24 protein-coding genes are annotated in these 23,212 nt (G+C 59.8%); 14 read left to right on the top strand and 10 right to left on the bottom strand.

Features of this window, described 5'->3' with window-relative positions:
• Window positions 1–47: 47 nt before the first annotated feature.
• Together ACP0KA_RS24645 and ACP0KA_RS24640 are read right to left on the bottom strand one after the other, a co-directional pair.
• Window positions 48–1,325, bottom strand: a complete 1,278-nt coding sequence (locus ACP0KA_RS24645; RefSeq protein ID WP_424631332.1) for an ABC transporter substrate-binding protein — start codon at window positions 1,323–1,325, stop codon at window positions 48–50.
• A gap of 37 nt (window positions 1,326–1,362) precedes the next feature.
• A complete protein-coding gene (locus ACP0KA_RS24640; RefSeq protein ID WP_424631331.1) occupies window positions 1,363–2,379 on the bottom strand; it encodes an ABC transporter ATP-binding protein in 1,017 nt (338 codons plus the stop codon).
• A gap of 298 nt (window positions 2,380–2,677) precedes the next feature.
• Here ACP0KA_RS24640 and ACP0KA_RS24635 point away from each other — a divergent pair, with 298 nt between their 5' ends.
• Window positions 2,678–3,469 carry a DeoR/GlpR family DNA-binding transcription regulator gene (locus ACP0KA_RS24635; RefSeq protein ID WP_424631330.1) on the top strand — a complete coding sequence of 264 codons (792 nt, stop codon included), beginning with the start codon at window positions 2,678–2,680 and terminating at the stop codon, window positions 3,467–3,469.
• 162 nt (window positions 3,470–3,631) lie between these two features.
• Window positions 3,632–3,883 carry a hypothetical protein gene (locus ACP0KA_RS24630; RefSeq protein WP_424631329.1) on the top strand — a complete coding sequence of 84 codons (252 nt, stop codon included), beginning with the start codon at window positions 3,632–3,634 and terminating at the stop codon, window positions 3,881–3,883.
• A gap of 74 nt (window positions 3,884–3,957) precedes the next feature.
• Here ACP0KA_RS24630 and ACP0KA_RS24625 read toward each other — a convergent pair whose 3' ends face one another.
• Together ACP0KA_RS24625 and ACP0KA_RS24620 are read right to left on the bottom strand one after the other, a co-directional pair.
• Window positions 3,958–6,504 (bottom strand): HWE histidine kinase domain-containing protein, encoded by a 2,547-nt coding sequence (locus tag ACP0KA_RS24625; RefSeq protein ID WP_424631328.1) that lies wholly within the window; start codon window positions 6,502–6,504, stop codon window positions 3,958–3,960.
• Window positions 6,501–7,100 carry a biliverdin-producing heme oxygenase gene (locus tag ACP0KA_RS24620; RefSeq protein ID WP_424631327.1) on the bottom strand — a complete coding sequence of 200 codons (600 nt, stop codon included), beginning with the start codon at window positions 7,098–7,100 and terminating at the stop codon, window positions 6,501–6,503. Before ACP0KA_RS24620 ends, ACP0KA_RS24625 begins: the two co-directional genes overlap by 4 nt.
• 294 nt (window positions 7,101–7,394) lie before the next feature.
• Here ACP0KA_RS24620 and ACP0KA_RS24615 point away from each other — a divergent pair, with 294 nt between their 5' ends.
• The 4 genes from ACP0KA_RS24615 to ACP0KA_RS24600 all read left to right on the top strand — a co-directional run bounded on the left by ACP0KA_RS24615 (window position 7,395) and on the right by ACP0KA_RS24600 (window position 13,151).
• The gene (locus ACP0KA_RS24615) at window positions 7,395–9,029 is read left to right on the top strand and encodes an acetolactate synthase large subunit (protein WP_424631326.1); all 1,635 of its coding nucleotides are present in this window, start codon (window positions 7,395–7,397) and stop codon (window positions 9,027–9,029) included.
• 226 nt (window positions 9,030–9,255) lie between these two features.
• Window positions 9,256–10,215 (top strand): S1C family serine protease, encoded by a 960-nt coding sequence (locus ACP0KA_RS24610; RefSeq protein ID WP_424631325.1) that lies wholly within the window; start codon window positions 9,256–9,258, stop codon window positions 10,213–10,215.
• Window positions 10,216–10,485: 270 nt separating this feature from the next.
• Window positions 10,486–10,956 (top strand): (2Fe-2S)-binding protein, encoded by a 471-nt coding sequence (locus ACP0KA_RS24605; protein ID WP_424631324.1) that lies wholly within the window; start codon window positions 10,486–10,488, stop codon window positions 10,954–10,956.
• Window positions 10,957–10,958: 2 nt separating this feature from the next.
• Window positions 10,959–13,151, top strand: coding sequence for a molybdopterin cofactor-binding domain-containing protein (locus ACP0KA_RS24600; protein WP_424631323.1), 2,193 nt, complete (start codon window positions 10,959–10,961; stop codon window positions 13,149–13,151).
• Between the two features lie 67 nt (window positions 13,152–13,218).
• On the opposite strand, the gene ACP0KA_RS24595 is transcribed toward ACP0KA_RS24600, so the two are convergent.
• Window positions 13,219–14,340 (bottom strand): HPP family protein, encoded by a 1,122-nt coding sequence (locus ACP0KA_RS24595; RefSeq protein ID WP_424631322.1) that lies wholly within the window; start codon window positions 14,338–14,340, stop codon window positions 13,219–13,221.
• Window positions 14,341–14,789: 449 nt separating this feature from the next.
• Between ACP0KA_RS24595 and ACP0KA_RS24590 the strand changes: the two genes are divergently transcribed.
• From ACP0KA_RS24590 to ACP0KA_RS24570, 5 genes are all read left to right on the top strand, one after another.
• On the top strand, window positions 14,790–15,053 hold the full coding sequence (locus ACP0KA_RS24590; RefSeq protein WP_424631321.1) for a hypothetical protein: 264 nt from the start codon (window positions 14,790–14,792) through the stop codon (window positions 15,051–15,053).
• Window positions 15,054–15,103: 50 nt separating this feature from the next.
• The gene (locus tag ACP0KA_RS24585; protein ID WP_424631320.1) at window positions 15,104–15,271 is read left to right on the top strand and encodes a hypothetical protein; all 168 of its coding nucleotides are present in this window, start codon (window positions 15,104–15,106) and stop codon (window positions 15,269–15,271) included.
• Window positions 15,272–15,315: 44 nt separating this feature from the next.
• Window positions 15,316–15,546, top strand: a complete 231-nt coding sequence (locus ACP0KA_RS24580) for a hypothetical protein (RefSeq protein ID WP_424631319.1) — start codon at window positions 15,316–15,318, stop codon at window positions 15,544–15,546.
• An 11-nt stretch (window positions 15,547–15,557) separates the two neighbouring features.
• Window positions 15,558–15,896 carry a hypothetical protein gene (locus ACP0KA_RS24575; RefSeq protein ID WP_424631318.1) on the top strand — a complete coding sequence of 113 codons (339 nt, stop codon included), beginning with the start codon at window positions 15,558–15,560 and terminating at the stop codon, window positions 15,894–15,896.
• A 97-nt stretch (window positions 15,897–15,993) separates the two neighbouring features.
• Entirely contained in the window at window positions 15,994–16,353 is a 360-nt protein-coding gene (locus tag ACP0KA_RS24570; protein ID WP_424631317.1) for a PRC-barrel domain-containing protein, read from the top strand.
• 67 nt (window positions 16,354–16,420) lie between these two features.
• On the opposite strand, the gene ACP0KA_RS24565 is transcribed toward ACP0KA_RS24570, so the two are convergent.
• The 3 genes from ACP0KA_RS24565 to ACP0KA_RS24555 form a co-directional block, all read right to left on the bottom strand.
• Window positions 16,421–16,630 carry a hypothetical protein gene (locus ACP0KA_RS24565; protein ID WP_424631316.1) on the bottom strand — a complete coding sequence of 70 codons (210 nt, stop codon included), beginning with the start codon at window positions 16,628–16,630 and terminating at the stop codon, window positions 16,421–16,423.
• 142 nt (window positions 16,631–16,772) lie between these two features.
• Window positions 16,773–16,925: a hypothetical protein gene (locus tag ACP0KA_RS24560; RefSeq protein ID WP_424631315.1), complete on the bottom strand. Its 153-nt coding sequence runs from the start codon at window positions 16,923–16,925 to the stop codon at window positions 16,773–16,775.
• Window positions 16,926–17,057: 132 nt separating this feature from the next.
• A complete protein-coding gene (locus tag ACP0KA_RS24555) occupies window positions 17,058–17,480 on the bottom strand; it encodes a PRC-barrel domain-containing protein (protein ID WP_424631314.1) in 423 nt (140 codons plus the stop codon).
• A gap of 300 nt (window positions 17,481–17,780) precedes the next feature.
• On the opposite strand from ACP0KA_RS24555, the gene ACP0KA_RS24550 reads away from it, so the two are divergent.
• The 3 genes from ACP0KA_RS24550 (at window position 17,781) to ACP0KA_RS24540 (ending at window position 19,422) form a co-directional block, all read left to right on the top strand.
• On the top strand, window positions 17,781–17,999 hold the full coding sequence (locus ACP0KA_RS24550) for a DUF6894 family protein (protein WP_424631313.1): 219 nt from the start codon (window positions 17,781–17,783) through the stop codon (window positions 17,997–17,999).
• 96 nt (window positions 18,000–18,095) lie between these two features.
• The gene (locus ACP0KA_RS24545) at window positions 18,096–18,908 is read left to right on the top strand and encodes an RMD1 family protein (protein WP_424631312.1); all 813 of its coding nucleotides are present in this window, start codon (window positions 18,096–18,098) and stop codon (window positions 18,906–18,908) included.
• Between the two features lie 196 nt (window positions 18,909–19,104).
• The gene (locus ACP0KA_RS24540) at window positions 19,105–19,422 is read left to right on the top strand and encodes a DUF1476 domain-containing protein (RefSeq protein ID WP_424631311.1); all 318 of its coding nucleotides are present in this window, start codon (window positions 19,105–19,107) and stop codon (window positions 19,420–19,422) included.
• A gap of 31 nt (window positions 19,423–19,453) precedes the next feature.
• Here ACP0KA_RS24540 and ACP0KA_RS24535 read toward each other — a convergent pair whose 3' ends face one another.
• Together ACP0KA_RS24535 and ACP0KA_RS24530 are read right to left on the bottom strand one after the other, a co-directional pair.
• A complete protein-coding gene (locus tag ACP0KA_RS24535) occupies window positions 19,454–21,385 on the bottom strand; it encodes an ABC transporter ATP-binding protein/permease (RefSeq protein WP_424631310.1) in 1,932 nt (643 codons plus the stop codon).
• Window positions 21,386–21,483: 98 nt separating this feature from the next.
• Window positions 21,484–22,809: a TAXI family TRAP transporter solute-binding subunit gene (locus ACP0KA_RS24530; RefSeq protein ID WP_424631309.1), complete on the bottom strand. Its 1,326-nt coding sequence runs from the start codon at window positions 22,807–22,809 to the stop codon at window positions 21,484–21,486.
• Window positions 22,810–23,212 lie beyond the last annotated feature (403 nt).

Here is a 23,212-nt window from a genome sequence, read left to right as displayed (position 1 = left end):
GCTCAAAGTGAGCCGGATGGCGGCGAACCGCCACCCGGCATTTTCTCTTACTTGTAGGCCTTCAGAACACGGTCAGCCTGCTGCTGGGCGCCCGTCAGGGCCTCCTGCGGGTTCTGCGTTCCAGTGACCGCTGCCTGCACAGCGTCATTGACGAACTTGTAGATGCGACCGTTCTCGTGAACCGACAGTTCCGGCACCGCATGTTCGAGCTGGTCACGCGCGACCGTCGCCTGAGGGAAGCCCTTGGCATATTCGGTCATCACAGGCGTCTTGTAAGCCGCAGGCGACACCGCGACGTAACCGGTCTTAATGCTCCACTCGGCTGCACGCTCAGGAGCGGTCATCCACTGGATGAACTTCACAGCGGCTTTCCGCTGCTCGGGCGATGCGTTCTTGAAGACGTAGAAGCTGCCGCCGCCGGTCGGCGAACCGCGACGCTCCTTGGCCGGCAGCATAGCAACGCCGAACTTGAACTTGGCGCCATCCTTCACCGCGGTGAGGTTGCCCGTGGTGTGCCACATCATCGCCGTCTTGCCTTCGAGGAAGTCGGTGCGCAGCGTCGCCCAGTCGATGCTGCCGGTCGGCATGACGTTGTACTTGCGTGAGAGATCGACCCAATAGTCCAGCGCGGCGACAGTCTTCGGCGCGGTGAGGTAAACCTGGTTGCCCTGCTCGTTCATCAGCTTCTGGCCATTCTCGATGGCAAGCGCTCCAAGCATCCAGTAGCCGTAACCCGTGGTCGGGATTTCAACGCCCCAGCGCGTGGTGTTGCCGGATGCATCCTTCTTGATGAGCTTCTTGCCCATCTCGGCCATTTCGTCCCAGGTCGCAGGTGCCTTCTCCGGATCGAGACCGGCTTCCTTGAATGCGTCCTTGTTCCAGTACAGCACGATGGTCGAGCGCTGGAACGGAATGCTCCAGGTCTTGCCATCGATTTGTCCGTTCGCCATGAACGCAGGGTAGAATTCCTTGAACCACGCCTTGTCGGTGACGAGATCATCCATCGGCACGATGGCGTTTTCGTCCATCAGCGTGAAGACGTCGGTGGATAGCAGCACTGAAAGCTGCGGCGGCTGGCCGCCCTTCATTGCCGTCATCGCCTTGGTCATGGTGTCGGTGTAGTTGCCGGCATAGACCGCGGTCACCTTGATGTCCGCGTTTTCCTTTTCGAACCGTGCCACCATGTCGTCGATGATCTTGGTCACGGGGCCGCCGACGGCCACGGGATAGTACATCGTGAGGTCAACAGCGGCGGCAGGCCGCCCGTTCAACATCAGCGCAGCGAAGGCCGCAGCCATCACCGCTGTGCGTTTAAAGATCTTCATTCCTCTCTCCTCCAAAAATCAAACGCCTCGTGCCGTGTCATCCGGACACAGCACGTTTCATCTCACTGACAGCTGTCTCAAGCCGGCGACCTGAAGTCTTGTCGAACTGATGTTCAGAACCAGCATCCCAGGCCAGTTGGATATCGTCGCCTGGAGAGCACTTGCTGAATCCGTCCTGACGAACGGACACGGGCTGGCCTTCCATGTCGCAGAGAATGATGCTGTCAGCACCGAGATGTTCGACAGCCTTTACGCGCGCTGGATGACCACCTTGCGACACCATGCGAAGATGTTCTGGCCTCACGCCGAGCAACATTTCGCCGCGCGCGATCAGATTCATCGGCGGCGTGCCGATGAAGCTCGCGGTGTAAGCAGTTGCCGGGCGATTGTAGAGTTCTTCCGGCGTGCCGTTCTGTTCGATGCCGCCATCGCGCATCAACACGACACGATCCGCCATCGTCATCGCTTCGGTCTGATCGTGCGTGACGTAAATCATCGTCATGCCGAGACGCTGCTGGATCGATCGGATTTCCGTGCGCATTTCGTGACGCAACTTCGCATCGAGATTGGACAGCGGTTCGTCCATCAAACACACACGCGCTTCGGCAATAATCGCACGTCCAAGCGCAACGCGCTGGCGCTGGCCGCCGGACAATTGCGACGGCTTTCGCTCGAGAAGATGAGAGAGACCGACGATATCGGCAACGCGCTTCAGCCGCGCGTCACGGTCGGCGCGTGAGACGCGCCGCACGCGCAGGCCGAACACAATGTTTTCCGCGACACTGAGATGTGGAAACAGCGCGTAGGATTGAAACACCATGGCGATCTTCCGCTGTGCCGGCGAAAGATGCGTCACGTCGGTGCCGCCGATTGTGATTGTGCCGGAGTCTGCCTGGTCGAGCCCTGCAATCAGCCGCAATGTTGTCGACTTCCCGCAGCCCGAGGGACCCAGCAGAACAAGCAACGATCCCTCGTCTGCCGTGAGGCTCACGCCGTTGACGGCGCGCATCTCGCCCCAATTCTTCGACACATGATCAAGCGTAATTGCAGACATGACTTGGACCTGTTCAGTGAATCCGCATGCGGCCAGTGCACCCGCAGTCCCGCGGCAGCACTCTAATTTCTAAGCTCATTCCCGGTTGACATGATTTGCGGTCAACGAATGCCGGACGATGACACAGACGTAGAACATCCCACGTCCAGTCCTCCGGCATCGGCAGGCCTTTGCTTTTGTTATCGCCGCCGCGTTTTACTTTCCTCCAGATGTTCATATGAACATATCGCTTGATCGAATGAAATATAAAATGCACATTTAGTGTTCGAATGATAAGGTTTTGTGACAGCGGGACCGAATGCTGAAAATCATCACCAAAAGGCAGGCCCGAATATTGGAGATCGTGCGCGAAGAAAGCTTCGCCTCGATCGATCATCTGGCCGGGCATTTCGAGGTGACGCCTCAGACCATTCGCCGGATGGTCAACCAACTGTGCGATCAGGGGTTGCTGCGTCGCGTGCACGGCGGCGTCAGCCTTCCGGTGCAAGATCAGAATCTTGCCTACGGCAGCCGTCAGGGTTTGAACCCTGAAGCGAAACGGCGCATTGCGATCGCCGTCTCCGAGTTCATTCCCGAAGGTGGTGCGTCGCTGATGATCGGCCTCGGCACCACGCCCGAATACGTCGCGCAGGCGCTCGCGGGCCGCAGGGATCTTCGTGTGATTACCAACAATCTCAATGTTGCGGCGGCATTCGCGCGCAACCCTGATGTGGAAATCACCATCGCCGGCGGCACCCTGCGTCCGTTCGACCGGGATATCATCGGCGACACCGCCGTGAATTTCTTTTCCCGCTTCAAGGCGGATTTCGGAATCTTCGGCGTTGGCGGCATCGATGACGATGGCACACTGCTGGACTTCTACTCGGGCGAGGTCCAGGCGCGACAAGCGATCGTTGCCAACTGCCGAACCGCCCTCCTCGTCGCGGACGCCAGCAAGTTCGGCCGTAACGCAACCGTGCGGGCCGGACATCTGAACGACTGCCATTACCTCTTCACGGACAAGCCGGTACCGGACGATTATCGATCCATTGCCGAGCAATATACCGGCAGTATCCATATAGCGGGCGAACAAGGCACCGCGATCGCCTGAGCTTGAACGGTTGCAATGACCGGAGCGCTTCGTCCAAGCCGCGTGTCATGGTCCTCATATTCATGCCCTCAGATAAGCCGTTCGGGTTATCGAAGGAACGGATCGTTCTGCTACGCTTTGGGGTTATCAAAGCTGCCAGGAGTGAATTCCAAGGAGGGTGCGATGCCAGAGAACGAGCACAACCATCTCCATCAGGCGGACGAAGACCGCCGCAAATTCCTGGCCGCATGCGGCAAGTTCGCCGTTGTCACGCCGCCTGCTATTACGCTCCTGCTGTCGACATCGCTGAATTCAACGGCCGTCGCCACCTCGGGCGGCAATTACGGTAAGGGTAATGGCAAAGAAAAGAACGGCAACAATGGGTTCGGCAATGGCGGCGACGACGGCGGCAACAAGCAAGATATAACCCGCTAGCCGTTCACGCATCCTGTTCCTCGACCTTACGCTCCGCTCGCTGAGTGACGGGCTGCTTCTTAGCGAGCGGATTGCTATGTCGACGGCAGTTTGATCAACCGGCCAAGCGCATTCTCCACGACCTCACGGGTGTAGGGCTTTTGGATCACCGGAACCGACCCGAGTTCTTCCGGTATCGGTGCGCGCTCGCCATAGCCCGTCGCAAAAATGAACGGCACCCCGAGCTCGAAAAGCTTGTTCCCGACGGGGATGCTGCTCTCGCTGCCGAGATTGAGATCGAGTAACGCGAAGTTTGGCCGTGCCCGCTCGATCGATTTGAGGGCCTCGGTCACGGAGGCGACTGTATCGACATGACGCGCGCCAAGCTCCAGCAGGATGACTTCGGCACTCATGGCGATGATGAGGTTGTCTTCGACGATGAGCGCCGTATCGGAGAGCCGTGGCGCGGCCTCCTCCTTCATTTCAATACGGCCCGGTGCGTTGGCGAGGGTCGGCATCATCTCGACGAAATTTGCCGGAATGACAAATCGCGCCTGAACTCCCAATAGATCGAAGCGGATTTCGGCGTCACCCTTGAGGTCGAAAGGAATTGAGCGCTCGATGATCGTGGTGCCGAAACCGCGGCGCGATGGCGGCTGCACCGGAGGACCGCCCTTTTCTTTCCAGTCGATCACCAGTCCCGATCCCTGATCGACCTTCCACACGATTTGCACCTGACCGACGGAATCCGCCAATGCGCCATACTTGGCCGAGTTGGTCATCATCTCATGGACGACCAGGGCGAGGGTCGCGAACGCCTTGGGATCAAGCGCAACGTCAGGGCCATCCATCTGAATGCGATCGGCGCGGGAGCCGAGATAAGCGCCAGCCTCGGACTCGACGAGCGCCTTCAACGCCACCGGCGCCCAGTTGAGATTGGTGATTTGGTCGTGGGCGCGGGCCAGCGCCTGGATGCGCCCACCCAACACCGAGGTGAATTCCTCAATGCCGGTCGCTGAGTCCTTGCCCTGCGCGACCAGTCCGCGGACCAGACTAAGGATGTTGCGGACGCGGTGATTGAGCTCCGCGATCATCAGTTCCTGGCGTTCCTGAGCGCCCTGGCGCTCCCGCGCGGCGAGGTCGGCCAGTTGCAGGATCACTTCGAGCAGTGTGATACGCAGGCCTTCCGCGATATGAAGGTCGGCGGACGACCACGGCTTGGACTGGCCACGGACCACCTGTTGCCAAAGCTCGAAACTCTTGCGCGGCGTCAGGCGCGGGCCATTCGGTCCTTCGAGATAAGGTTTGTTCGGATCGCCGGCCCAGTTGACCGAACGCAAGATCTCACGACGGAAGAAGATCAGGCAATCGCGCGGCATGCGCGAGATGGGGATGGCGAGGAATCCCGCAGCGCGGTCACGATAAGACTCTCCCGCCGCATATACCTTGGCAATCTCGGATGTTGCAAAGATCCGCCCGGGTGATGTGCGGTTGATGAAATCAACCAGATCCCTCACCTCTTTCTCGGTCGGTGTTTCACCGTTGAGCGTCACCTCGCCCTCCGACCACACCGCGACGCCGTCGCACGCGATCATCCGCCGGTAGTCCGGAATGAAGTCGATCACGGCACGCTTGCTGTGGGCGTGGGTGGCGGCCGTCTCCATCAGGCGCTCCTGGATCCGATGCGCCTTGGCCTCGTAGGCGACATCGTCCTCCCGCTCGCGGCCTTCAACGATCCACGACACCATCTGGCCGAACAGCTCGGCGGCGGTTCGACGTTCAAACGACAGGTGCCGGGCGGAATAATGATGGCATGCGAACAGGCCCCACAGCTTGCCGTCGCGCAGGATGGAGACCGACATCGACGCACCAACGCCCATGTTGCGCAGATACTCGATGTGGATCGGCGAGACCGAGCGCAGGACACTCATCGACAAATCGAGCAGCCCCGCGCTGTGGCTGGCTGAGGACAGCAGAGTGGCCGGCGTCTCGTTCACGTCGGCAATGATACGCAACCAGTTGCGCTGGTAGAGTAGCCGCGCCTGCTTCGGAATGTCAGAGGCCGGATAATGCAATCCGAGAAAGGATTCCAATCCCGATGACGCGGCTTCGGCAATCACTTCGCCGGACCCGTCAGGATGAAAACGATAGACCATGACCCGGTCAAAGCCGGTCAGGATCCGCAACTGACGTGCCGACTCCTGAGCCAGTTCGGTGAGGGTTCGGGTCTTGCGGACACGGCCGAGCATAAGCCGCACGAGTTCCCCCGAATTCACGTCCGTCTCGATGACGCTCGGCTCCGCCTCGATGATCAGATAGGCGCCCGAGAAGTGAATCGCGAGGTCGAAAAGCGGGCCATCAGCCTGCAACTGCACCCCGAACACGCGTTCAACGGCGTCCGGACCGGTCAGATAGTCGACACGGCCGCGGATCGTCTTGACCGCAGTCTCGGACAGCACGCCGGCAACCGGCCGCTGCAACAGATCGGCGCACTCGATGCCGAGATATTGCTGCACATTCTCGGATGCGATGCAGATCGAGAAATCGGACAAAAGCGCGATCAGAAATCCGAACGGCTGGATGCTGCCCGGAATATGAATCGGTTCGCGATCGCAGTTGGTCAGGTCGACTTCGCGATTCATGCGCCTGCCGCCGCCATGCTGAACAGGCCGAATGCGGTACGGGCCCCGGCGACAACCTCCTCTTCCTCCACGCGAGGTGCCTCATGGGCAAGCAGCAGGAGGAATCGCTCCCAAAGCGGTTCTGCCGATCCATGGCTGAGATAGGCGGTCGCGCCCGTCATTGCCGGGTCGGCGGATCGTGCAACGAGCTTCAGCAGAAAGCGGGCACCGAGCCGCGAGCCTTCCAGGACATACATCACGCCCAGCAACCTGCTGTGGCTCAGCGACGCTGGTGCAGGCATCAGATGGAGTTTCCCGTCGATCCGGGTCAGATCGTCCAAAATGGCATCGGTCCGAGACCGGCGGGACCAGTCCGCAACGATCTCATCCACACCGGATTCGACGAGCGCAGCTTCGAGCGGCAGGAGGGCTCCGGCATTGGCCTCAAGAAAACGGCGGTATCCGGCCACGGTCCTGAGGTCGAAGGCCAACAGGCTCCGGTCGAGTTGACGATGCGCTTCCGCTGTCGCCTCCTTCAGCCGGACACGCAAATCAACGCGTCCCGTCCGTCGTCCCGGGTCATTGCGGGAGCCGGACAAATCGATCAGAGCATGCATGCGAAGGAGCCTCAGAAATCGGGGCAGGAAGTAACCAACGAATGATAATGACAAACGTAACAATTGGTTCCATGCCACCTCAAAAATGACGCCACATCATTCTGTAGTCTGAATAACTTCCATTGATACGTGAGCGTCTTGCTCAGTTCTATCCGCATTGCTCCCGTCGAAATCCGTCAGTGGCGCCAAGTATAGGTGAGCTTGTCGGCGGCCCTCATTATGCTGTCTGATGGATTGCGAGAGACGATCCGGCATCGAGGACGTCCGGGCTGAACGAGCCTAAGGAGTATCGTCATGAATGGCGCTGAACTGCTTGTATCTGCACTGGAAAACGAAGGCGTCAAACAGATCTTCGGCGTCCCGGGCGAAGAGAACCTCGATGTCGTCGAGGCGTTGCGGCGCTCATCCATCCATCTGGTGGTGACACGTCACGAACAAGCCGCCGCATTCATGGCGGCAACCCATGGACGGCTCACCGGCAAGCCCGGCGTCTGCCTCTCGACCCTCGGACCCGGCGCCCTGAATTTCACGACCGGGGCGGCCTACGCCCTGCTCGGCGCAATGCCCATGATCATGATCACCGGCCAGAAAGGCATCCTGAGCCGCAAGCAGGCGCGCTTTCAGATCGTGGACATGGTCTCGACCATGACCCCGCTGACCAAGATGGCGCGCCAGATCGTTTCCGCCAGCAGCATTCCAACGATCGTCCGCGAGGCATTCCGCATCGCGCAGCAGGAGCGGCCCGGTCCCGTGCTGCTCGAACTGCCCGAAGACATCGCAGGCGAAAGCGCCACCGGTGGTTCAGTGGTGCCACCCCACCCCATCGATCCTCCCGTTGCGCCACGCGAGGCGCTGGACCGCGCGGCTGAACTCATCCTGAAAGCCGAGCGGCCGCTGATCATGCTGGGCGCCGCTGCCAGCCGTCCGCGTTTGGCCGACGCGCTGTCGGATTTCGTGAGGCGACTGCAGATACCGTTCTTCAATACCCAGATGGGCAAGGGAGCGGTGTCAGGCGGCTCGGGACTCTACATGGGGACCGCCGCGCTGTCCGAACGAGATTATGTTCACCGTGCAATCGACCGCGCCGATCTGATCATCTCCATCGGTCATGACACCGTGGAGAAGCCGCCGTTCTTTATGGGACCGAAAGGTCCGAGCGTGCTGCACGTGGGCTACCTTCCGGCGACCGTGGAGGAAGTCTTCTTTCCGAATGCGGAGCTTGTGGGCGATGTCGGGCCGAGCCTGACGCTGCTGGCGGACCGTCTAGAAGGCAAACTGCCGAATGCCGGCGCGCTGCTGGGCTTGCGCGAAGAGATCCTCTCCCACATCGCGGACCGCGCGGAGGAAAGCCGCTATCCGCTGACGCCGCAGCGGGTGGTCCACGATGTGCGTCAGGTGATGCCGGAAGACGGTATCGTCTGCCTCGACAACGGCATGTATAAAATCTGGTTCGCGCGCAACTACCGCACCCGAGTCGCCAACACGCTGCTGCTCGACAATGCGCTCGCCACCATGGGTGCGGGTCTGCCGTCCGCCACGATGGCTGCCCTGCTTTATCCGGACCGTCGCGTGCTGGCTGTGTGCGGTGACGGCGGCTTCATGATGAACTCGCAGGAGCTGGAAACCGCGGCACGCCTCAAGCTCAATCTGGTGGTGCTGATCCTGCAGGACAACGCCTACGGCATGATCCGCTGGAAGCAGGCGGTGGATGGCTACGCCGACTTCGGCCTCACCTTCAATAACCCCAACTTCGTCACCTATGCCAACGCCTATGGCCTCAAGGGTAGCCGGGTGGAAGGCGCCAACGATCTCGCTCCGGTGCTCGAAGCCGCCTTTGCCGGCGGCGGCGTGCATCTCGTCAGCGTGCCGGTGGACTATTCGGAGAATGTCCGTGTGCTGGTGAACGAACTGCGCGAGCAGAACGCGTGACGTAAAGTCGTTGCAAGCAGCGATTGTCGGCACACGTTTCTTGATATGCGGACAAATGCGCATGCCTGCCCGTCACTTAGCGGGGTCCATGCAAATGCTTGAAAATCGCCAAAGTCTCTCCATTTGATTTGGCAACAGCGCCAAGCGCCCTACTTCCATAAGCCGGTTCTTGACCGTCGGGTGGTAGCAGCAGAGCCGCTTGTCGCGCTGTTGGAGGGTCAACATCATGGGATACATTGACAGGAATATCGCGCCGATCATTGACGACGGCGCACTGACGGATGCCTATTCGCAAGCCATTGCCAGCGCGGTCGATCAGGTCGGCCCCGCAGTCAGCCGGATCGAACAGCTCGGTGCGCGCGCAGGCCACGGCTCGGGCTTTGCCGTTTCTCCGGACGGACTGATCGTCACCAACAATCACGTCGTCGGCGACGCGCATGGCGTTCGCATCACGACGCCGGACGGCTTCGTGACGGAAGGCCGCGTGCTGGGCCGCGACGTCGACACCGATATCGCGCTGATCCGCGCGAATTCGAGCGTCGGCGCATGGGCCAAGCTCGGCGACTCCAAGCGTTTGCGCAGAGGTCACATCGCGATCGCCATCGGCAACCCGCTCGGTTTCGAGTGGACGGTGACGGCCGGCATTATCTCGGCCCTCGGTCGTACCATGCGCGCTCAGAGCGGACGGCTGATGGACGACGTCATCCAGACGGATGCGGCACTCAATCCGGGCAATTCCGGCGGACCGCTGATTTCATCGAGCGGCGAAGTGATCGGCGTGAACACGGCCGTTATTCACGGTGCGCAAAGCATCGCGTTCGCGATCGCGTCCAATACCGCGAACTTCGTGATCTCGGAAATCCTGCGTTACGGCCATGTCCGCCGCGCCTTCATCGGCATCGCGGGCGACACCATCGAACTGCCGCGCAGGATCGCGCTGCAGGCCGGCACGCGACAGTTAACGTCGGTTCGTGTGCGTCGTGTCGAACCTGGAGGACCGGCGGACCGCGGCGGATTGAAGGAGGGAGATTTCGTTCTCGCCATCAACGGTAAACCGGTCGGCGGTGTCGACGACATCGTTCGGCTGATGGATGGCGACAAGATCGGCCACGACACCGAGCTGCAGATCTATTCGCTTGCAGGCAAGGTCGAGACAAGAACAGTGGTGCCGGCAGCACGCGCCTGATCCCTCCACAGGACGCATTGCGCTCACCACCATGGAGCCCGGCGCGATTATCCGCGCCGGGCTCTTTTTTTGTCGCGTTCAATCATGGCTTCGGTGCATTCGCAGCGCCAGGACTGGATCGTCCGGATTTACGTCCGAAAACGAGGGCCATTTGTCGTCCACCGGTCAGGTCCGCAGCGGTAATTTGCAGAGTACTGTGTCCGCAAGATGCAGCTTCTGCAAAGTCCAAAGAGCGCCGCGTCGGCGGCAGCGCACGGAGCCCAAAGGCATATGGCCACCACCATCAAAATGAATGGCGTCAATCACACGGTCGACGTCGACGACGACACCCCTCTTCTTTGGGTCATCCGCGACGTGCTCGGAATGACCGGCACGAAATTCGGTTGCGGCCAGGCGCTCTGCGGTGCCTGCACCGTGCATATCGACGGCACCCCGACCCGTTCCTGCATTACGACCATCGACAGCATCGGCACATCCGAAATCACCACCATCGAAGCCATCGGCAAGACACCGGCAGGCGCAGCGATTCAGAAAGCATGGCTTGATCAGGAAGTGGTCCAGTGCGGCTACTGCCAGTCAGGACAAATTATGTCGGCCACCGCGCTGATCGCCGGCAACAAGAATCCTTCGGATCAAGACATCGATGACGCAATGTCAGGCAACATCTGCCGGTGCGGCACGTACGTTCGCATTCGCGAGGCGATCAAGTTCGCAGCGCAATCTCAGCGTCAGGGAGGCTGATCATGATCCTCGATCGTCTGAACCTCCGCGAGATCGATGGTGCGCCGGAGGCAACCAGCCTTTCCCGCCGCAACTTCCTGCAGGCAAGCGCTGCGATCGGCGGCGGTCTGCTGCTTGGAATGAATCTTCCGTTCGCCGGCAAAGCCGAGGCGGCAGCAGATGCATTCGCACCGAATGCCTTTATCCGGATTGGTGGCGACGGCCGTATTACCCTCATCATGCCCTACACCGAGATGGGCCAGGGCATCTACACGGCCGTCTCGATGCTGATCGCGGAAGAGCTCGAAGTCGAGCTGTCGCAAGTGCAGTTCGAGCACGCACCGCCCAACGAAAAGCTCTACGGCAATCCCGCGCTCGGCGGCCTTCAGGCCACCGGCAATTCAACCGCAATCCGCGCCGCATGGCAGCCCATGCGTCAGGCCGGTGCAGCCGCACGCAACATGCTGATCGCGGCCGCAGCGAAACGCTGGGGTGTCGATCCCTCTACATGCCGCGCGGAAAAAGGGGCCGTGCTGAACACGGCTTCAAACCGTCGTGCCAGCTATGGCGAACTGGCAGCCGACGCCGCCCAGATCAGCGTGCCCGAGAAAGTCACACTCAAAGAGGCCAAGGAGTTCAAGCTGATCGGGACGCCGGCGAAGCGGCTCGACACGCCGGCCAAAGTCAATGGCACCGCGGTCTATGGCATCGACGTGAAGCTGCCGGAGCTCAAGATCGCGACATTGGCGCAATCACCGGTGTTCGGCGGACGGATCAAGAGCGTCGACGACAAGGCCTCGAAAGCTGTCAAAGGCGTGCGTCAGATCGTGCAGCTCGACGACGCGGTCGCCGTGGTCGCCGACCACATGGGCGCGGCCAAGAAAGGCTTGGCGGCCCTCGTCATCACTTGGGATGATGGCCCCCACGCCAAACTCTCCACCGGAGATGTGCTGCACGAACTCGAACAGAAAACGCTGTCTCCCGGCGTCGTAGCCGACAATGTCGGCGATGTCGTCAAGGCGTTGCAGGGCGCGACAACCAAGGTGGAAGCGACCTATCACGTCCCCTTCCTCGCCCACACCACAATGGAGCCAATGAACTGCACCGTCCATGTGCGCGAGGATAGCTGTGAGGTCTGGCTTGGCACGCAGGTTCTCGCCCGGGCGCAGGCTGTCGCTGCGAAGGTCACTGGGCTGCCGCTCGACAAGGTGATGGTGCACAACCATCTCATCGGCGGCGGCTTCGGACGGCGGCTGGAAGTTGATGGGGTGGCCCGCGCGGTCGAGATCGCAAAGCACGTCAAAGGTCCGGTCAAGGTGGTCTGGACCCGTGAGGAAGACATCCAGCACGACATGTACCGGCCGATGTTCTTCGACCGGCTGTCGGCAGGTCTCGATGCGTCCGGCATGCCGGTGGCGTGGAATCATCGCTTCGCGGGTTCATCCATCCTCGCCCGCTGGGCGCCACCATTGTTCAAGGACGGGCTCGATCCGGAGACCATCGACGGCGCGGTGCATCCGCCCTACATGTTCCCGAACAAGCGGCTGGAATACACCCGCGTCGAGCCGCCGGGCATTCCGACCGCGTTCTGGCGCAGCGTCGGTCCGTCGCACAACATCTTCGTTGTCGAGACCTTCATGGACGAACTCGCTCACGCGGCGAAGATAGACCCGGTTGCGTATCGCCTCGCCCTGCTTGGCGACAATCCCCGCGCCAAGGCGGTGCTCTCGCTCGCAGCCGACAAGGCCGGCTGGGGCACGCCGCTCCCGAAAGGACGTGGACGCGGCGTCGCGGTTCAGGCCGTGTTCGGCTCGTTCATGGCGCAGGTTGCCGAAGTCGAAGTCGCAAAGGACGGCACCGTCCGCGTCCATCGTGTCACGTGCGCGGTGGACTGCGGTCCGGTGGTTAATCCTGATACCGTGCGGGCACAGGTTCAGGGTGCTGTCATGTACGGCGTCACGGCGGCGCTCTATGGCGAGATCACCTTGAAGGACGGCCGCGTTGAGCAATCCAATTTCGACACCTATCAGGCGCTGCGGATCAATGAAGCACCAGCCGTCGACGTTCATATCATCCAGGGCGCACAAGCCCCGGGCGGCATGGGTGAAACCGGCACGTCCTGCATCGTTCCCGCGGTCGGCAATGCGGTGTTCGCCGCAACCGGCAAGCGTATGCGCAAGATGCCGGTCGATACAACGGCTCTCGCCTCAAAGTAGGCCTGAGATGAATATCGTGTGCCCGCCCCGTGGCGGGCACACGTCAATCTTCCTGACTGTTGCCAAATCAGCTGTTCAAGGCCGGCCGTTCCGGCGACCGTAAGACCGAGGCGAGCAGATCGGTCTGCGTGACGATACCGATCACCCGCCGACCGTCATCGACAACCGTGACCGCATGCGTCCGGCCGTCGGTCAACGGTTCAATCAACTGCGAGGCCGGGGTATCCGGTGTCGCAGTCCGGGCTTTGGACATCAAATCGCGAATGCGAATTCCGGGCTGTGACAACTCGCGAAGCCCGAGCGATCCAATCAGGCGGTCCGCCTCATCGAGCACCGGCAACGACCGCACTTCGTGATCGAGAAGCAATTTGCGCGCGGCCGGCACGTCGGCATTCTCGTCGATGCAGATGACATCCCGCGACATGATATCCGACACACGAAACGGACCATGCGAGCACTCCAGGCTGCGCAATTCCACACGGTGGAGCAGCCGGTTCAGATCCTCACGATCGATATCGAAGGTCTCACCCAGATCCTCAAGCGCGCCATCGACATCCTCTTCTCGAAATCCCAGCCGCATCTGCGCGGGAATGTCCGAGGTCCCATGGGGATTGACCACAACCGGCACATGACGGTGGGGATAGGTGTGACGGGATAGCCGATGGAAAAGCCAGCCCAGCGCCACCAGCACGATGCAGTTCACAGCAACAGGAACGAACGCAAACATAAAGCCGGCAGAAGCCACGGCAGGCCCGCCGAGCACTGCGGTGAGCGCCGCGGCGCCACCCGGCGGATGCAGGCAGCGCGCCAGCGACATCGCCGCGATTGCAAGGCCGACGGCTACCCCGGTTGCGACGACCGGATCGTGGATCAACCGGCTCACAGCAATCCCCACCAAAGCGGATATCGTGTTACCGCCGATGATCGACCACGGCTGCGCCAACGGGCTCGCCGGCACGGCAAACAACAGGACGGCCGACGCCCCCATAGGCGCAACCAGCAAAGGGACATCAAAGCCGCGGCCGTAGCCGATCGCGCACAAGACACCTGTCAGTCCGATACCGACCAGCGCGCCCATGCACGCCAGGATGCGATCGCGGAGCGTGGCGCCTGCCAGGATTGGAACGAAAAATTTGGAGGGTGATCGAGTTCGCGAACGCTCATCAGCGTCGCCATGCCTGTTCGTCAACGTGGGATTCCCGGAAGATTCCGGTGAAGGGGCAATGCCCACGACACCAGTCGCGCAGAGGTCGCCGCCCGCTCATGACGGGATGGCGCATCGCGATACGATATATTCCGGCGATTGTCCCGAAATATCGGATCGATATCCCACCAAAGATCGCGGCGTTCTTAGGCAAAAATACTCCTCCATACCATCGGCTGGAGGCGAAGGCCCTCGCAGCGACATGCCGGCCTCCACGGCTTTGTGCGACCCTCTTGCGAGAGTCTTTTCACGTTTGATGACCCGGGCAAGGAGCGCACGAATCATCGCAAATGAGTGGCGTCGAATGTCGCGATGGACCACAAGTTTCGGGAGAGATGCTCTCGATTTTTCCGTCCAATTGAACCGTTACCCTCTTGTTCTGAAGCTTCGCGCCGCTATCTACCGATCATCACACTGTCGATACGGTCAACAATATGAATCTCTCTCTCGTTCAGGAACAGGCCATCATGGCCCGCATGGCGCTCACCGTGGGCGCGGAGGAGTTCGACCGCTTGTTCCTGGGTGTGGAGTTTGCTGAAGTGGATGGCGACATCCTCTATGTTCTGGCGCTTGACGAAGACCTCGCCACAGAGCTTGAGGAAAAATATGCGACGCATATTGCGGCGATCGCGTCGCGTATCCTGAAGCGCCCCGTCGATATCGTCATGGTTCTGCCCAAGCAGCTGACCCTGCAGTAGGAACCAACGCCGTTCCCGGACGTTTCTCGTTCATGGAACGGCACTACGATATGCTTCTGCTTTCCGTGGTCACGCTCATCAGCGCGGGATTTCTAGCCGTCATTTCGCTGTTTGAGCCGGCCTCTTCCATTGCTCCGAAGTCCTCGATCGCCGCCAATCAGGTGCCCGTTCGCGTGATTGTGCCGTTCGTTCCGAATACCAATCCGAGCGAACGCTGATCAGCAGCGACCTTCCCTCTCCCATCGACTGAACTGGAGAGCTTATGATCAATCAAAAGCCAAAGCCCGAAAACCAGTCACGGACCGACCTTCGGGACAGCCGGGGCGGCGCCTATGAGCCTGCGAACGAGTTGGGGATGCCCCAACCTGATCCGCCTTATGACGCCCCGTCGCTGGCCTCCGTGCCTCATCCGATGCGCGGCGATCAGCCTCCGTTGCCGGAGGGCCTTCGCCGGCCCCGCATCGGGCCGGACCACAAGCCGCGGGAAAGCTGACCGCAGACGTCATGGCGAAGGCTCGCACCCGTGCGCCAAAACCCGAAGCGACATCCACCGATATTCTAGAACTCGCACCGACCGTTCCACATCAGGTTGCCGAGACAAAGCGGTTGATTCGCCTTGTCCCGATTGGAAACGATCTCACCTCATCCTATCGGCAGATCGCACTTGTTGCGGCTGAAACGGAAGCCGAAGCAAGACAGCTCGCCGCCAGCTACGACCCGTTCGGGCGCGACTGGAAGAATGTCGAGCTGTTTTCTGCGGAATCATTCGACGACACAAATGCTCACGTCATCGGCGACGTGATCTTCAAATCCACACCCCTGCCGAAAACAAAGACAAAATGATGCGTGGCTATTCCATGCGTCAAATCGGCTGCTATGTGCGAGGAACGTGCGCGGCCGCCTTTTGTTGGTCCCTCGAGGCAAACATTTGGAGGCGATAATGATTAATGAGGCACGTGAAACTTCGACATTGATTGGAAGCGATAAGGTTGAGGGCACCGCAGTTTATGGGGCCGATGGCGAGAAGATCGGATCCATCGAGCGCGTCATGATTGAAAAGACAACAGGACGGGTATCCTTTGCCGTCCTGAGTTTCGGCGGATTCCTCGGCTTCGGCGATGACCACTATCCGCTGCCGTGGTCGTCACTCAAATACAATGTCGAACTGGGCGGATACCAGACGCTGATCCCCATCGATCGATTTGAGCGAGCGCCAAGATACGCCGACGACAGTGAATGGGACTGGGCCAGCGTCGATCGCAGGAAGGGCGTCAACGACTACTATGGCGTCGTGATGTAGCGACGTACGCGTCGCTTAGCAGCGTGAACGTTCTATGCCGCTGAGCAAACTCAAATTCAGCTGTTTCTCAAATCCGAGCTGTCCCGGCGTATAATTCCAGAACCGCAATGTTGCCCGCCAGCTTAAGACCATCAAGGGTGAGTTCGCCCTCGCTGGCGGATTTGAGGATTCGCGATGCAACATAATCGCGAGTCGCTTGATGTTCGTTCGGAAGACTTCGGCAAATATCGGCAAATGCCGCGCGAATGGCGGCAACGGTCTTTTTGTCGTGCTGCATGTTCGCCTCCCCTGTGAGAGGAAGCTTAACAAGCAGGGGTGAGTCGGCTAATCCATCGCGGGGACTTTTGAGACTTTTGAACATACCCCAAAAGGATTATGTCCTCGCATCCACCGCGAGACTCAGCCTAACCCTTCGCTCATTACCGCAATCGTCCGATCGTAATCGGCTGTTCACTCGCATCATGAAGAATGGGCGTGCTCAGCGTTTCTTTCGGCTGCGATAGCCACATGATGAGTAGAGCGGCGACGCTAACTGTCGCGAGCACGGCCACCCTGAAGGATCCGTTGTCCATGGGGTGGTCTCCTCAATGGAGAAAGCGAACCCCACGACTTTGTTCCGAATGCGGCCACGATTTGTCATAGATGCCACATTCCACACCAGAAAGGCATCTCTCGAGACCTTTCTGGTGATTGTACGATCCAGGTTAGTATTTGAATTCCGGCAGGGCCTTGAGCTGATCCTTATTTGCATTCAACACCGCGCGGTCCGGGTACCATTGCTTGCTGCCCGAAGATGTCGAGCCAGTCGTCGTCTTGCCCGCCTCGTTCGAGAACTTCAGCTTGTCCATCGCAACGATGATGTTGTGCTCACCCATGCCGAGAAAGCCGCCAACGCCGATCACGGCGCCGTCGACGCGACCGGCCGAATCAATAATGACCTCGTTGATACTGCCGATCTTCTCGTTTTGCTCGTTATAGACATTCACGCCGATCACTTTCGACGCTCTCCACTTGCCGGCAGCTGTGATAGGAGCCGCGGCCGCTGACGGTGTATTCGCAGGTGTCTGCGCGATTGCGGCAGGTGAAGCAATGACGCAAACGAGAAGAGCTGCAGTTAAAGCACGCATTTGATGTCTCCTGTTGAGTAGATGCTTCAACAACAGACGACACATCCGTCTGTTCCTTGTCTAAATCCATGTGCACACCATGAGCAGGAACCTGCTGACCTCTTCGTACCTCTGTTCGAGTCGTTACGTGTGCAGGCTTGCGGAGCAAAATTATTCGAAACCTTGCAACCAATCCGACGAATGGACGTTCTGGCTTCGAGCGATAAACTGAGGAAGGAGAGATCCCGCCGAAGATGAAAGCTCAAAAGCCCTGTCAGTTACTTCAAAGCTGGCAGGGTTTTAATTTATGGAGAAATGCCGATGATCTTCCACTTTGACCTGATTGGAACCGGCCTCGTCACTGAAGCCGCTGATCATGAATTCGAGGATGCGGTTGCGGCTACCGAATTCGCCGACAAGCTTGCCGCAGAACTGTCGATGGCTGAGCCAGAACTCGCGCGTGAAGGCTATATGGTCCGCGTGAAAGACGATCAAGGCGAGGAAGTTTATCGGGCTGAGCTGAACAACGTCCTCCACTGACTCCGCTTCGCGTCCCTCTAACCACTTCTGACCCATTGCAAGGGCGCAGCCCGGTTGCGATGATGCGTGTCATCCGCAGCGGAAGGCGTGCCTGCGATGAAAGAGACAGCCTTTTCATTTGCGACCCCGCGTTGTGTGGTCCGCGCGTTTCATGTAGGCGATCGCATCAACACGGTCGGATACGGTGGAGAAGTCCTCTCCCCGGCCCCGCTGACCGTTCGCGAGAGCCCGGACGGCATTGTGGTGCTGTTCCGATACGGCGTGGTCGTTACCATGGGCCTGTCGCCTGCAGAAGACGCAGCCCTGCTGGAGCGCCTCACACCGCGCATCGTGGGAAAATTTACACCGGTCGAAGATGAATTTGCGGTGGTGGAATTGTCCCCTGAAAAAGAGGACAAGATCCCGATCGGCGGTCCAATCCAGTTGGCGCGAATGTCGCTCGACCGCTTTCTTTTGATCGCCGATGTTTTGTCCAAGAGCGTCACGCTGGCTCACGACGAACGAGATGTTGCCAAGGTCTTTGAAGTCCTCGAACCGTTCGCGCAAGAGTTGGCGGCACAGGGCAGAACCAGCCGTGACCGCAGGTCGATCCTTCGGCTGATCGGAAACTCCCTGCTGGTCCAAAATCGCGTCTCGGGACGCGTCGCGGTCGCGGAGAAGCCGGACGTCCTTTGGGAACGCCCGGATCTGGAGCGGCTCTATGCTCGCCTTGAAGATGAGTATGAACTTCAAGAACGTCTCGATACCCTCAATCGCAAGGTCGAACTCGTCGCAAAAACCGCCAATACGCTGGCGGACTTCATCGATACGCGCCGCTCGCTGCGCCTTGAAGTGATTATCGTTCTGCTGATCGCCTCTGAAATCGTGATCACCCTGCTCCAGATCTTCTGGCCGCGTATCAGCCATTGAACAATCGAGACCGCATATCATTCAATGCGCGCCTCGGCCGATACGGCCATATGACGCTGCACCGCCACGACGTCGGAATTTTGAACGCCTGCCTTGAAAAACGCCACCGGCGCCGTCAATTTCAAGGACAGCGGAGGCTTTTCCGTTGCTGTCCACCGCTGTCCAAAGAATGTATTCGTCTGCGAGGACGCCCACCATGACCACCTTCGATGACCGCGAGCATGCCTTCGAACAGAAGTTCGTGATCGACCAGGAATTGCAGTTCAAGGCGACGGCGAGGTGCAACAGGCTTCTCGGCATGTGGGCCGCCGAGCAATTGGGACTGAGCGGCGAATCCGCGGTTGCTTATGCGAAGGAGATTGTCACGGTCGACGTGGCTGCTCCCGGCGAAGGGGCCGTTCTTCAAAAGCTCTCGCGCGACCTCGCCGATAAAGGCGTCGCTGAGGAATTGATTCAGCAGAAGATTGATGAATTTCTGCTTGCCGCCATCCAGCAGATCAGAGCCGGCCTCTGATCAAGAGCCGATAGCACGGGTGAAGACCGCATTACGCTTTGCTCTGCGTCTTCGCAATTGTGGGGCTTTGGCGGCGAAGCCAGCGCCCGAGCAGCTTGCGCCGGCCTTTATGGGGGATCAACTCGATATCGCTGACAAGTTTCGCTCCGCCCTTGCGCCGCTCCAACATGATCTTGCGGCTATGAAACGCTTCGAGCTCCGGCCGGTGCGCGACGCTCAGCACGGTGGCGTTCTTCAACTCCTCATTGACCAGTTTCATCATCTTGTCCTGGCTTGCGTCATCGAGGGCCGATGTCGCCTCGTCCAGCACGACGATGTCGGGGTTGTGCAGCAGCAGACGGGCAAATGCCAGCCTCTGCTTCTCGCCACCGGACAATGTCTGATCCCACGGCGCCTCCTCCTCGATCTTTTCCTTGAGGTGCCCGAGGCCGACCTTGTCGAGCGCCTCGCCGATCTGTTCTTCGGTCCAGTCGTCCGCCGCTCCCGGATACGCCGCGGCGCGCCGCAAGGTCCCCGACGGGACGTAGGATTTCTGCGGCAGCATGAACAGACGGCGGTCGCGATGAAACAAGACCCTGCCATTGCCCCAAGGCCACAGGCCCGCGATCGCACGAACCAGCGTGCTCTTGCCGCTGCCGGATTTGCCGGAGACCAGCACCCGCTCGCCCGGCGCGATGGTAACCTCCGTCTCGCCGACAACGGCGGTCCCGTCATTCAGCGTCACGGAGAGATCGTTGAGCTGCATCATGGCCTCGCCATCGGTTTCGCCACGGTCGATGCGGTTGTGTCCTTCGCCGGTTTCGGCCCGCTCCAGCCCGTCCAGCGACATCATCAATGATGCGATCCGCCGCGCTCCGGCATTCCATTCCGCAAGGCGCGGGTAATTGTCCACCAGCCAGCCGAACGCCTGTTGAACGATGGTAAAGGCCGACGCCGCCTGCATCACCTCGCCGAGCGACATGCTGCCGTCGAGAAACTTCGGTGCGCAGAGCAGGATTGGAATGACCGGCGCGATGATGCTCGATCCTTGCGAGACAACTGTGGTGCGCATGTGCTGCCCGCACAGCAGCGCCCATTGCTTGAGAACTTTCCCGAACGATCCATCGATGCCGGCACGCTCCTCGTCCTCGCCTCCGAGCAATGCGATACTCTCGCCGTTCTCGCGGACACGCATCAACGTGTAGCGAAACTCTGCCTCTGTCTGATTTTTGCTTTCCGAAATCGCAACGAAGCGCCGGCCGATGATCATCATCGCGGTGCTAGCGATGGCAGCATAGATCACGGCGGCCACCACCAGAAAGCCCGGAATGGTGACGGATGTGCCGCCGAATGAGAGCGTCAATGCGCCGCCGATCGTCCACAGCACGACGATGAATGTTGTCGCCGATAGAAACGCCGAGACGATACCGGTGACAAAATCCACCGGGGCTTCGGTCGCAACCCGCAAATCCTCGGCAATGCGATATTCGGGATTGGTGTGGTCGCCCTGGACGAGATTGAGCTGATAGTAGCGGCCATTGGTCAGCCACCGCGTGACGATCGCGTTGGTCAGCCACTGCCGCCACAGCCGTTGAATGCGCATGCGCGTGAACACCTGCAGCACACCCACGACAACGCTGCCAATGGCCAGCGGAAAGAAAATTCCCGCCAGCCACATCACGGCGGCGGAGTCCTTCTTCTGGAAATTGTCGAAGATGGCGCGATTCCAGACATTGATGCTGTACTGAAAACCAACGGCAAGCAGCACCAACAGCAGCAGTCCGCCCGTGGCCACCCAGGCAAATCTGCCGCCATCCACGCCCCAGAAGCCGCGCGCACTGATCCAGAAGCGCTTCAGCAGGTAGCGCTTGCGCAAGTCCTCGGCTTCTTCTGCAGATAGTTCCGGCTCGACAACCTCGGGCGGCGGCGGTTCGACGGGATTTCCGTCTTCGGAAACAACGTCTTGAATTTCCTTGGCTTTCATACCGCGATAACAGGAACAAGCCGCGCGGGTTCCAATCCATTGGAACTTATCGACTGCAAATTCCCTTGGTCGGGTCGAGGGCCGGCATCACTTCGCCTTTAGCTTGCAGCTGCTCCGCGCGCCGGCCGCGCCCGCAAAGCAGCACGCCGATCATGGATCAAATTCTGCAACCGATGCGCCGTAACATTCAGTGTTGCGACCTCCGTTGGATCCGCTTCGCTGCTGGCGGCTTTCGCTCGTTGGGCACCGAGGATGTCATCGATCTCATCTTCGATGCCCTGAAGTGCGGCTTCATTGTCAGCCTTGCGGATTCTGCGCCCCAACGCGTAAAGCGCATCGAGCGCCGGTACATCCGGCTTCGGTTTCGCGATTTCGAGAAATTTCCACGCCGCGGCAAGTATCGAGGCAAGCGCACCAAGCGCCATCGGCGTCAGGAAAATGACGTTGCTCCACTTGTCCATGAAGCTCTGTTGAGTGCCGTTGTAATATTCCGCCGCGCCTGGATGCACGGGGAGATAGGCGCCAGGATCCGTATCGGCTGCAGCCACCTGGGCCAGGATCGGAAGCTCGCCCATCAAATCGCGCTTCGCGCTCATCAGCGACTTGGTGAAGTCGGCAATCAGATCAGAGTCGAGCTTCTTATGAGCAACAAGATAAAACGTTGTGCGAAGCGTCGTCAGATCGTCGTCCGGAACGGGGGGCGCACCACGCAGCGTGCCTTTGGGAACGTCGAAACTCTCGTAGGCATGTTGCGTTTCCGCAATCGCGCCTGCTGATTCAATCGGGATCAGAACCGGCGGCGTCTTTGCATTCTGGGAAAAAAGGCCGCGCACCAGCGCAAGGTATTTCTCCGTCAGAGGCACCACGATCATGATCGCGTTGACCTCTTTCGATTCCAGCGCCCGCCGCGTATCCGGCGGGGCCAGGTTCTTGAACGTAACCTTGCTGCCGAGATCGTATTCCGACTTCAGCACGTCGACGACGCGCTGGTTCATCTCGCCGCCGACCACCCCGACTGTCCTGCGCTTTAGCCCCTCAATCGAGCTCACTGGTGACCCGGGAGGAGCGATGATCAAGACGACAGCATGCGCGACGACGGCCACGGTCTGCGCCTGCGACAGATCCCCGACGTCGCCACGAACAACCGCGAGATCGGTTTTGTTGGATGAGAAGGCCTCTGCCGCAGCAAGCGAACTGGGCACCTCCACGACGCGCAGACGAACCGGAGCGGACATTGATGTGAGGCGACCGGCAATAGCCGTCATCACCCTGCTCGCCTCGCCGTCGAGGGAGCCAACCGCGATACTCAGTGTCGTTGGGCGCGTGTACCAGCGATAGCTCACAAGTCCTGCGCCGGCAGCGATCAAGATCACGCCGATGACCAACACGAAACGAGCCCAGGTCGGCAGCCTGATCGAATTCACGTTACGTCCCCCAAGGTCAACCGGGAAACATCCTTAGTCCGGCAGCACGTGCCCGGTCCAAAAGCTCAGCCTCAGCGAGGCTAGCATGAAGATACGGGCCATGAGAACCGGCCGCGCCACACCTGCCAACAAGCGATCAAATCAGCCCCCTCACCGCAGCAGCCGCGCCAGAATGGTGCGCCGCAGTTATGCTGAAGTGCGATCAGAGCGGCTTGGCCCGCTCGCTAGCGCCAACCGTAATTAAACCATATTAAATCAATTTAAATGTAATAAATTCGTCAGACACCGCATTTAATGTACTGGACGTGATGGCCATCCAGCCATCAGCATAGGTACTCGCACAACTTGGCCGCGTCAGCGGCCATTTTTGCTTGCCCGAACTGGACTCTGCTTTGCGTTTGAA

It is taken from the genome of Bradyrhizobium sp. SYSU BS000235 (genome assembly GCF_049747295.1).
Classification (GTDB): domain Bacteria; phylum Pseudomonadota; class Alphaproteobacteria; order Rhizobiales; family Xanthobacteraceae; genus Afipia.
This window is presented reverse-complemented; position numbering and strand designations above follow the sequence as displayed.

Excerpts from the sequence above, each read along its gene's own strand:
- ACP0KA_RS24560 (WP_424631315.1), bottom strand. The coding sequence starts at position 16,925 with ATGGACAACGGATCCTTCAGGGTGGCCGTGCTCGCGACAGTTAGCGTC.
- ACP0KA_RS24555 (WP_424631314.1), bottom strand. The coding sequence starts at position 17,480 with ATGCGTGCTTTAACTGCAGCTCTTCTCGTTTGCGTCATTGCTTCACCT.
- ACP0KA_RS24540 (WP_424631311.1), top strand. The coding sequence starts at position 19,105 with ATGACCACCTTCGATGACCGCGAGCATGCCTTCGAACAGAAGTTCGTG.
- ACP0KA_RS24570 (WP_424631317.1), top strand. The coding sequence starts at position 15,994 with ATGATTAATGAGGCACGTGAAACTTCGACATTGATTGGAAGCGATAAG.
- ACP0KA_RS24630 (WP_424631329.1), top strand. The coding sequence starts at position 3,632 with ATGCCAGAGAACGAGCACAACCATCTCCATCAGGCGGACGAAGACCGC.
- ACP0KA_RS24615 (WP_424631326.1), top strand. The coding sequence starts at position 7,395 with ATGAATGGCGCTGAACTGCTTGTATCTGCACTGGAAAACGAAGGCGTC.
- ACP0KA_RS24590 (WP_424631321.1), top strand. The coding sequence starts at position 14,790 with ATGAATCTCTCTCTCGTTCAGGAACAGGCCATCATGGCCCGCATGGCG.
- ACP0KA_RS24605 (WP_424631324.1), top strand. The coding sequence starts at position 10,486 with ATGGCCACCACCATCAAAATGAATGGCGTCAATCACACGGTCGACGTC.
- ACP0KA_RS24565 (WP_424631316.1), bottom strand. The coding sequence starts at position 16,630 with ATGCAGCACGACAAAAAGACCGTTGCCGCCATTCGCGCGGCATTTGCC.
- ACP0KA_RS24550 (WP_424631313.1), top strand. The coding sequence starts at position 17,781 with ATGATCTTCCACTTTGACCTGATTGGAACCGGCCTCGTCACTGAAGCC.
- ACP0KA_RS24645 (WP_424631332.1), bottom strand. The coding sequence starts at position 1,325 with ATGAAGATCTTTAAACGCACAGCGGTGATGGCTGCGGCCTTCGCTGCG.
- ACP0KA_RS24640 (WP_424631331.1), bottom strand. The coding sequence starts at position 2,379 with ATGTCTGCAATTACGCTTGATCATGTGTCGAAGAATTGGGGCGAGATG.
- ACP0KA_RS24535 (WP_424631310.1), bottom strand. The coding sequence starts at position 21,385 with ATGAAAGCCAAGGAAATTCAAGACGTTGTTTCCGAAGACGGAAATCCC.
- ACP0KA_RS24620 (WP_424631327.1), bottom strand. The coding sequence starts at position 7,100 with ATGCATGCTCTGATCGATTTGTCCGGCTCCCGCAATGACCCGGGACGA.
- ACP0KA_RS24575 (WP_424631318.1), top strand. The coding sequence starts at position 15,558 with ATGGCGAAGGCTCGCACCCGTGCGCCAAAACCCGAAGCGACATCCACC.
- ACP0KA_RS24600 (WP_424631323.1), top strand. The coding sequence starts at position 10,959 with ATGATCCTCGATCGTCTGAACCTCCGCGAGATCGATGGTGCGCCGGAG.
- ACP0KA_RS24625 (WP_424631328.1), bottom strand. The coding sequence starts at position 6,504 with ATGAATCGCGAAGTCGACCTGACCAACTGCGATCGCGAACCGATTCAT.
- ACP0KA_RS24585 (WP_424631320.1), top strand. The coding sequence starts at position 15,104 with ATGCTTCTGCTTTCCGTGGTCACGCTCATCAGCGCGGGATTTCTAGCC.
- ACP0KA_RS24635 (WP_424631330.1), top strand. The coding sequence starts at position 2,678 with ATGCTGAAAATCATCACCAAAAGGCAGGCCCGAATATTGGAGATCGTG.
- ACP0KA_RS24580 (WP_424631319.1), top strand. The coding sequence starts at position 15,316 with ATGATCAATCAAAAGCCAAAGCCCGAAAACCAGTCACGGACCGACCTT.
- ACP0KA_RS24545 (WP_424631312.1), top strand. The coding sequence starts at position 18,096 with ATGAAAGAGACAGCCTTTTCATTTGCGACCCCGCGTTGTGTGGTCCGC.
- ACP0KA_RS24610 (WP_424631325.1), top strand. The coding sequence starts at position 9,256 with ATGGGATACATTGACAGGAATATCGCGCCGATCATTGACGACGGCGCA.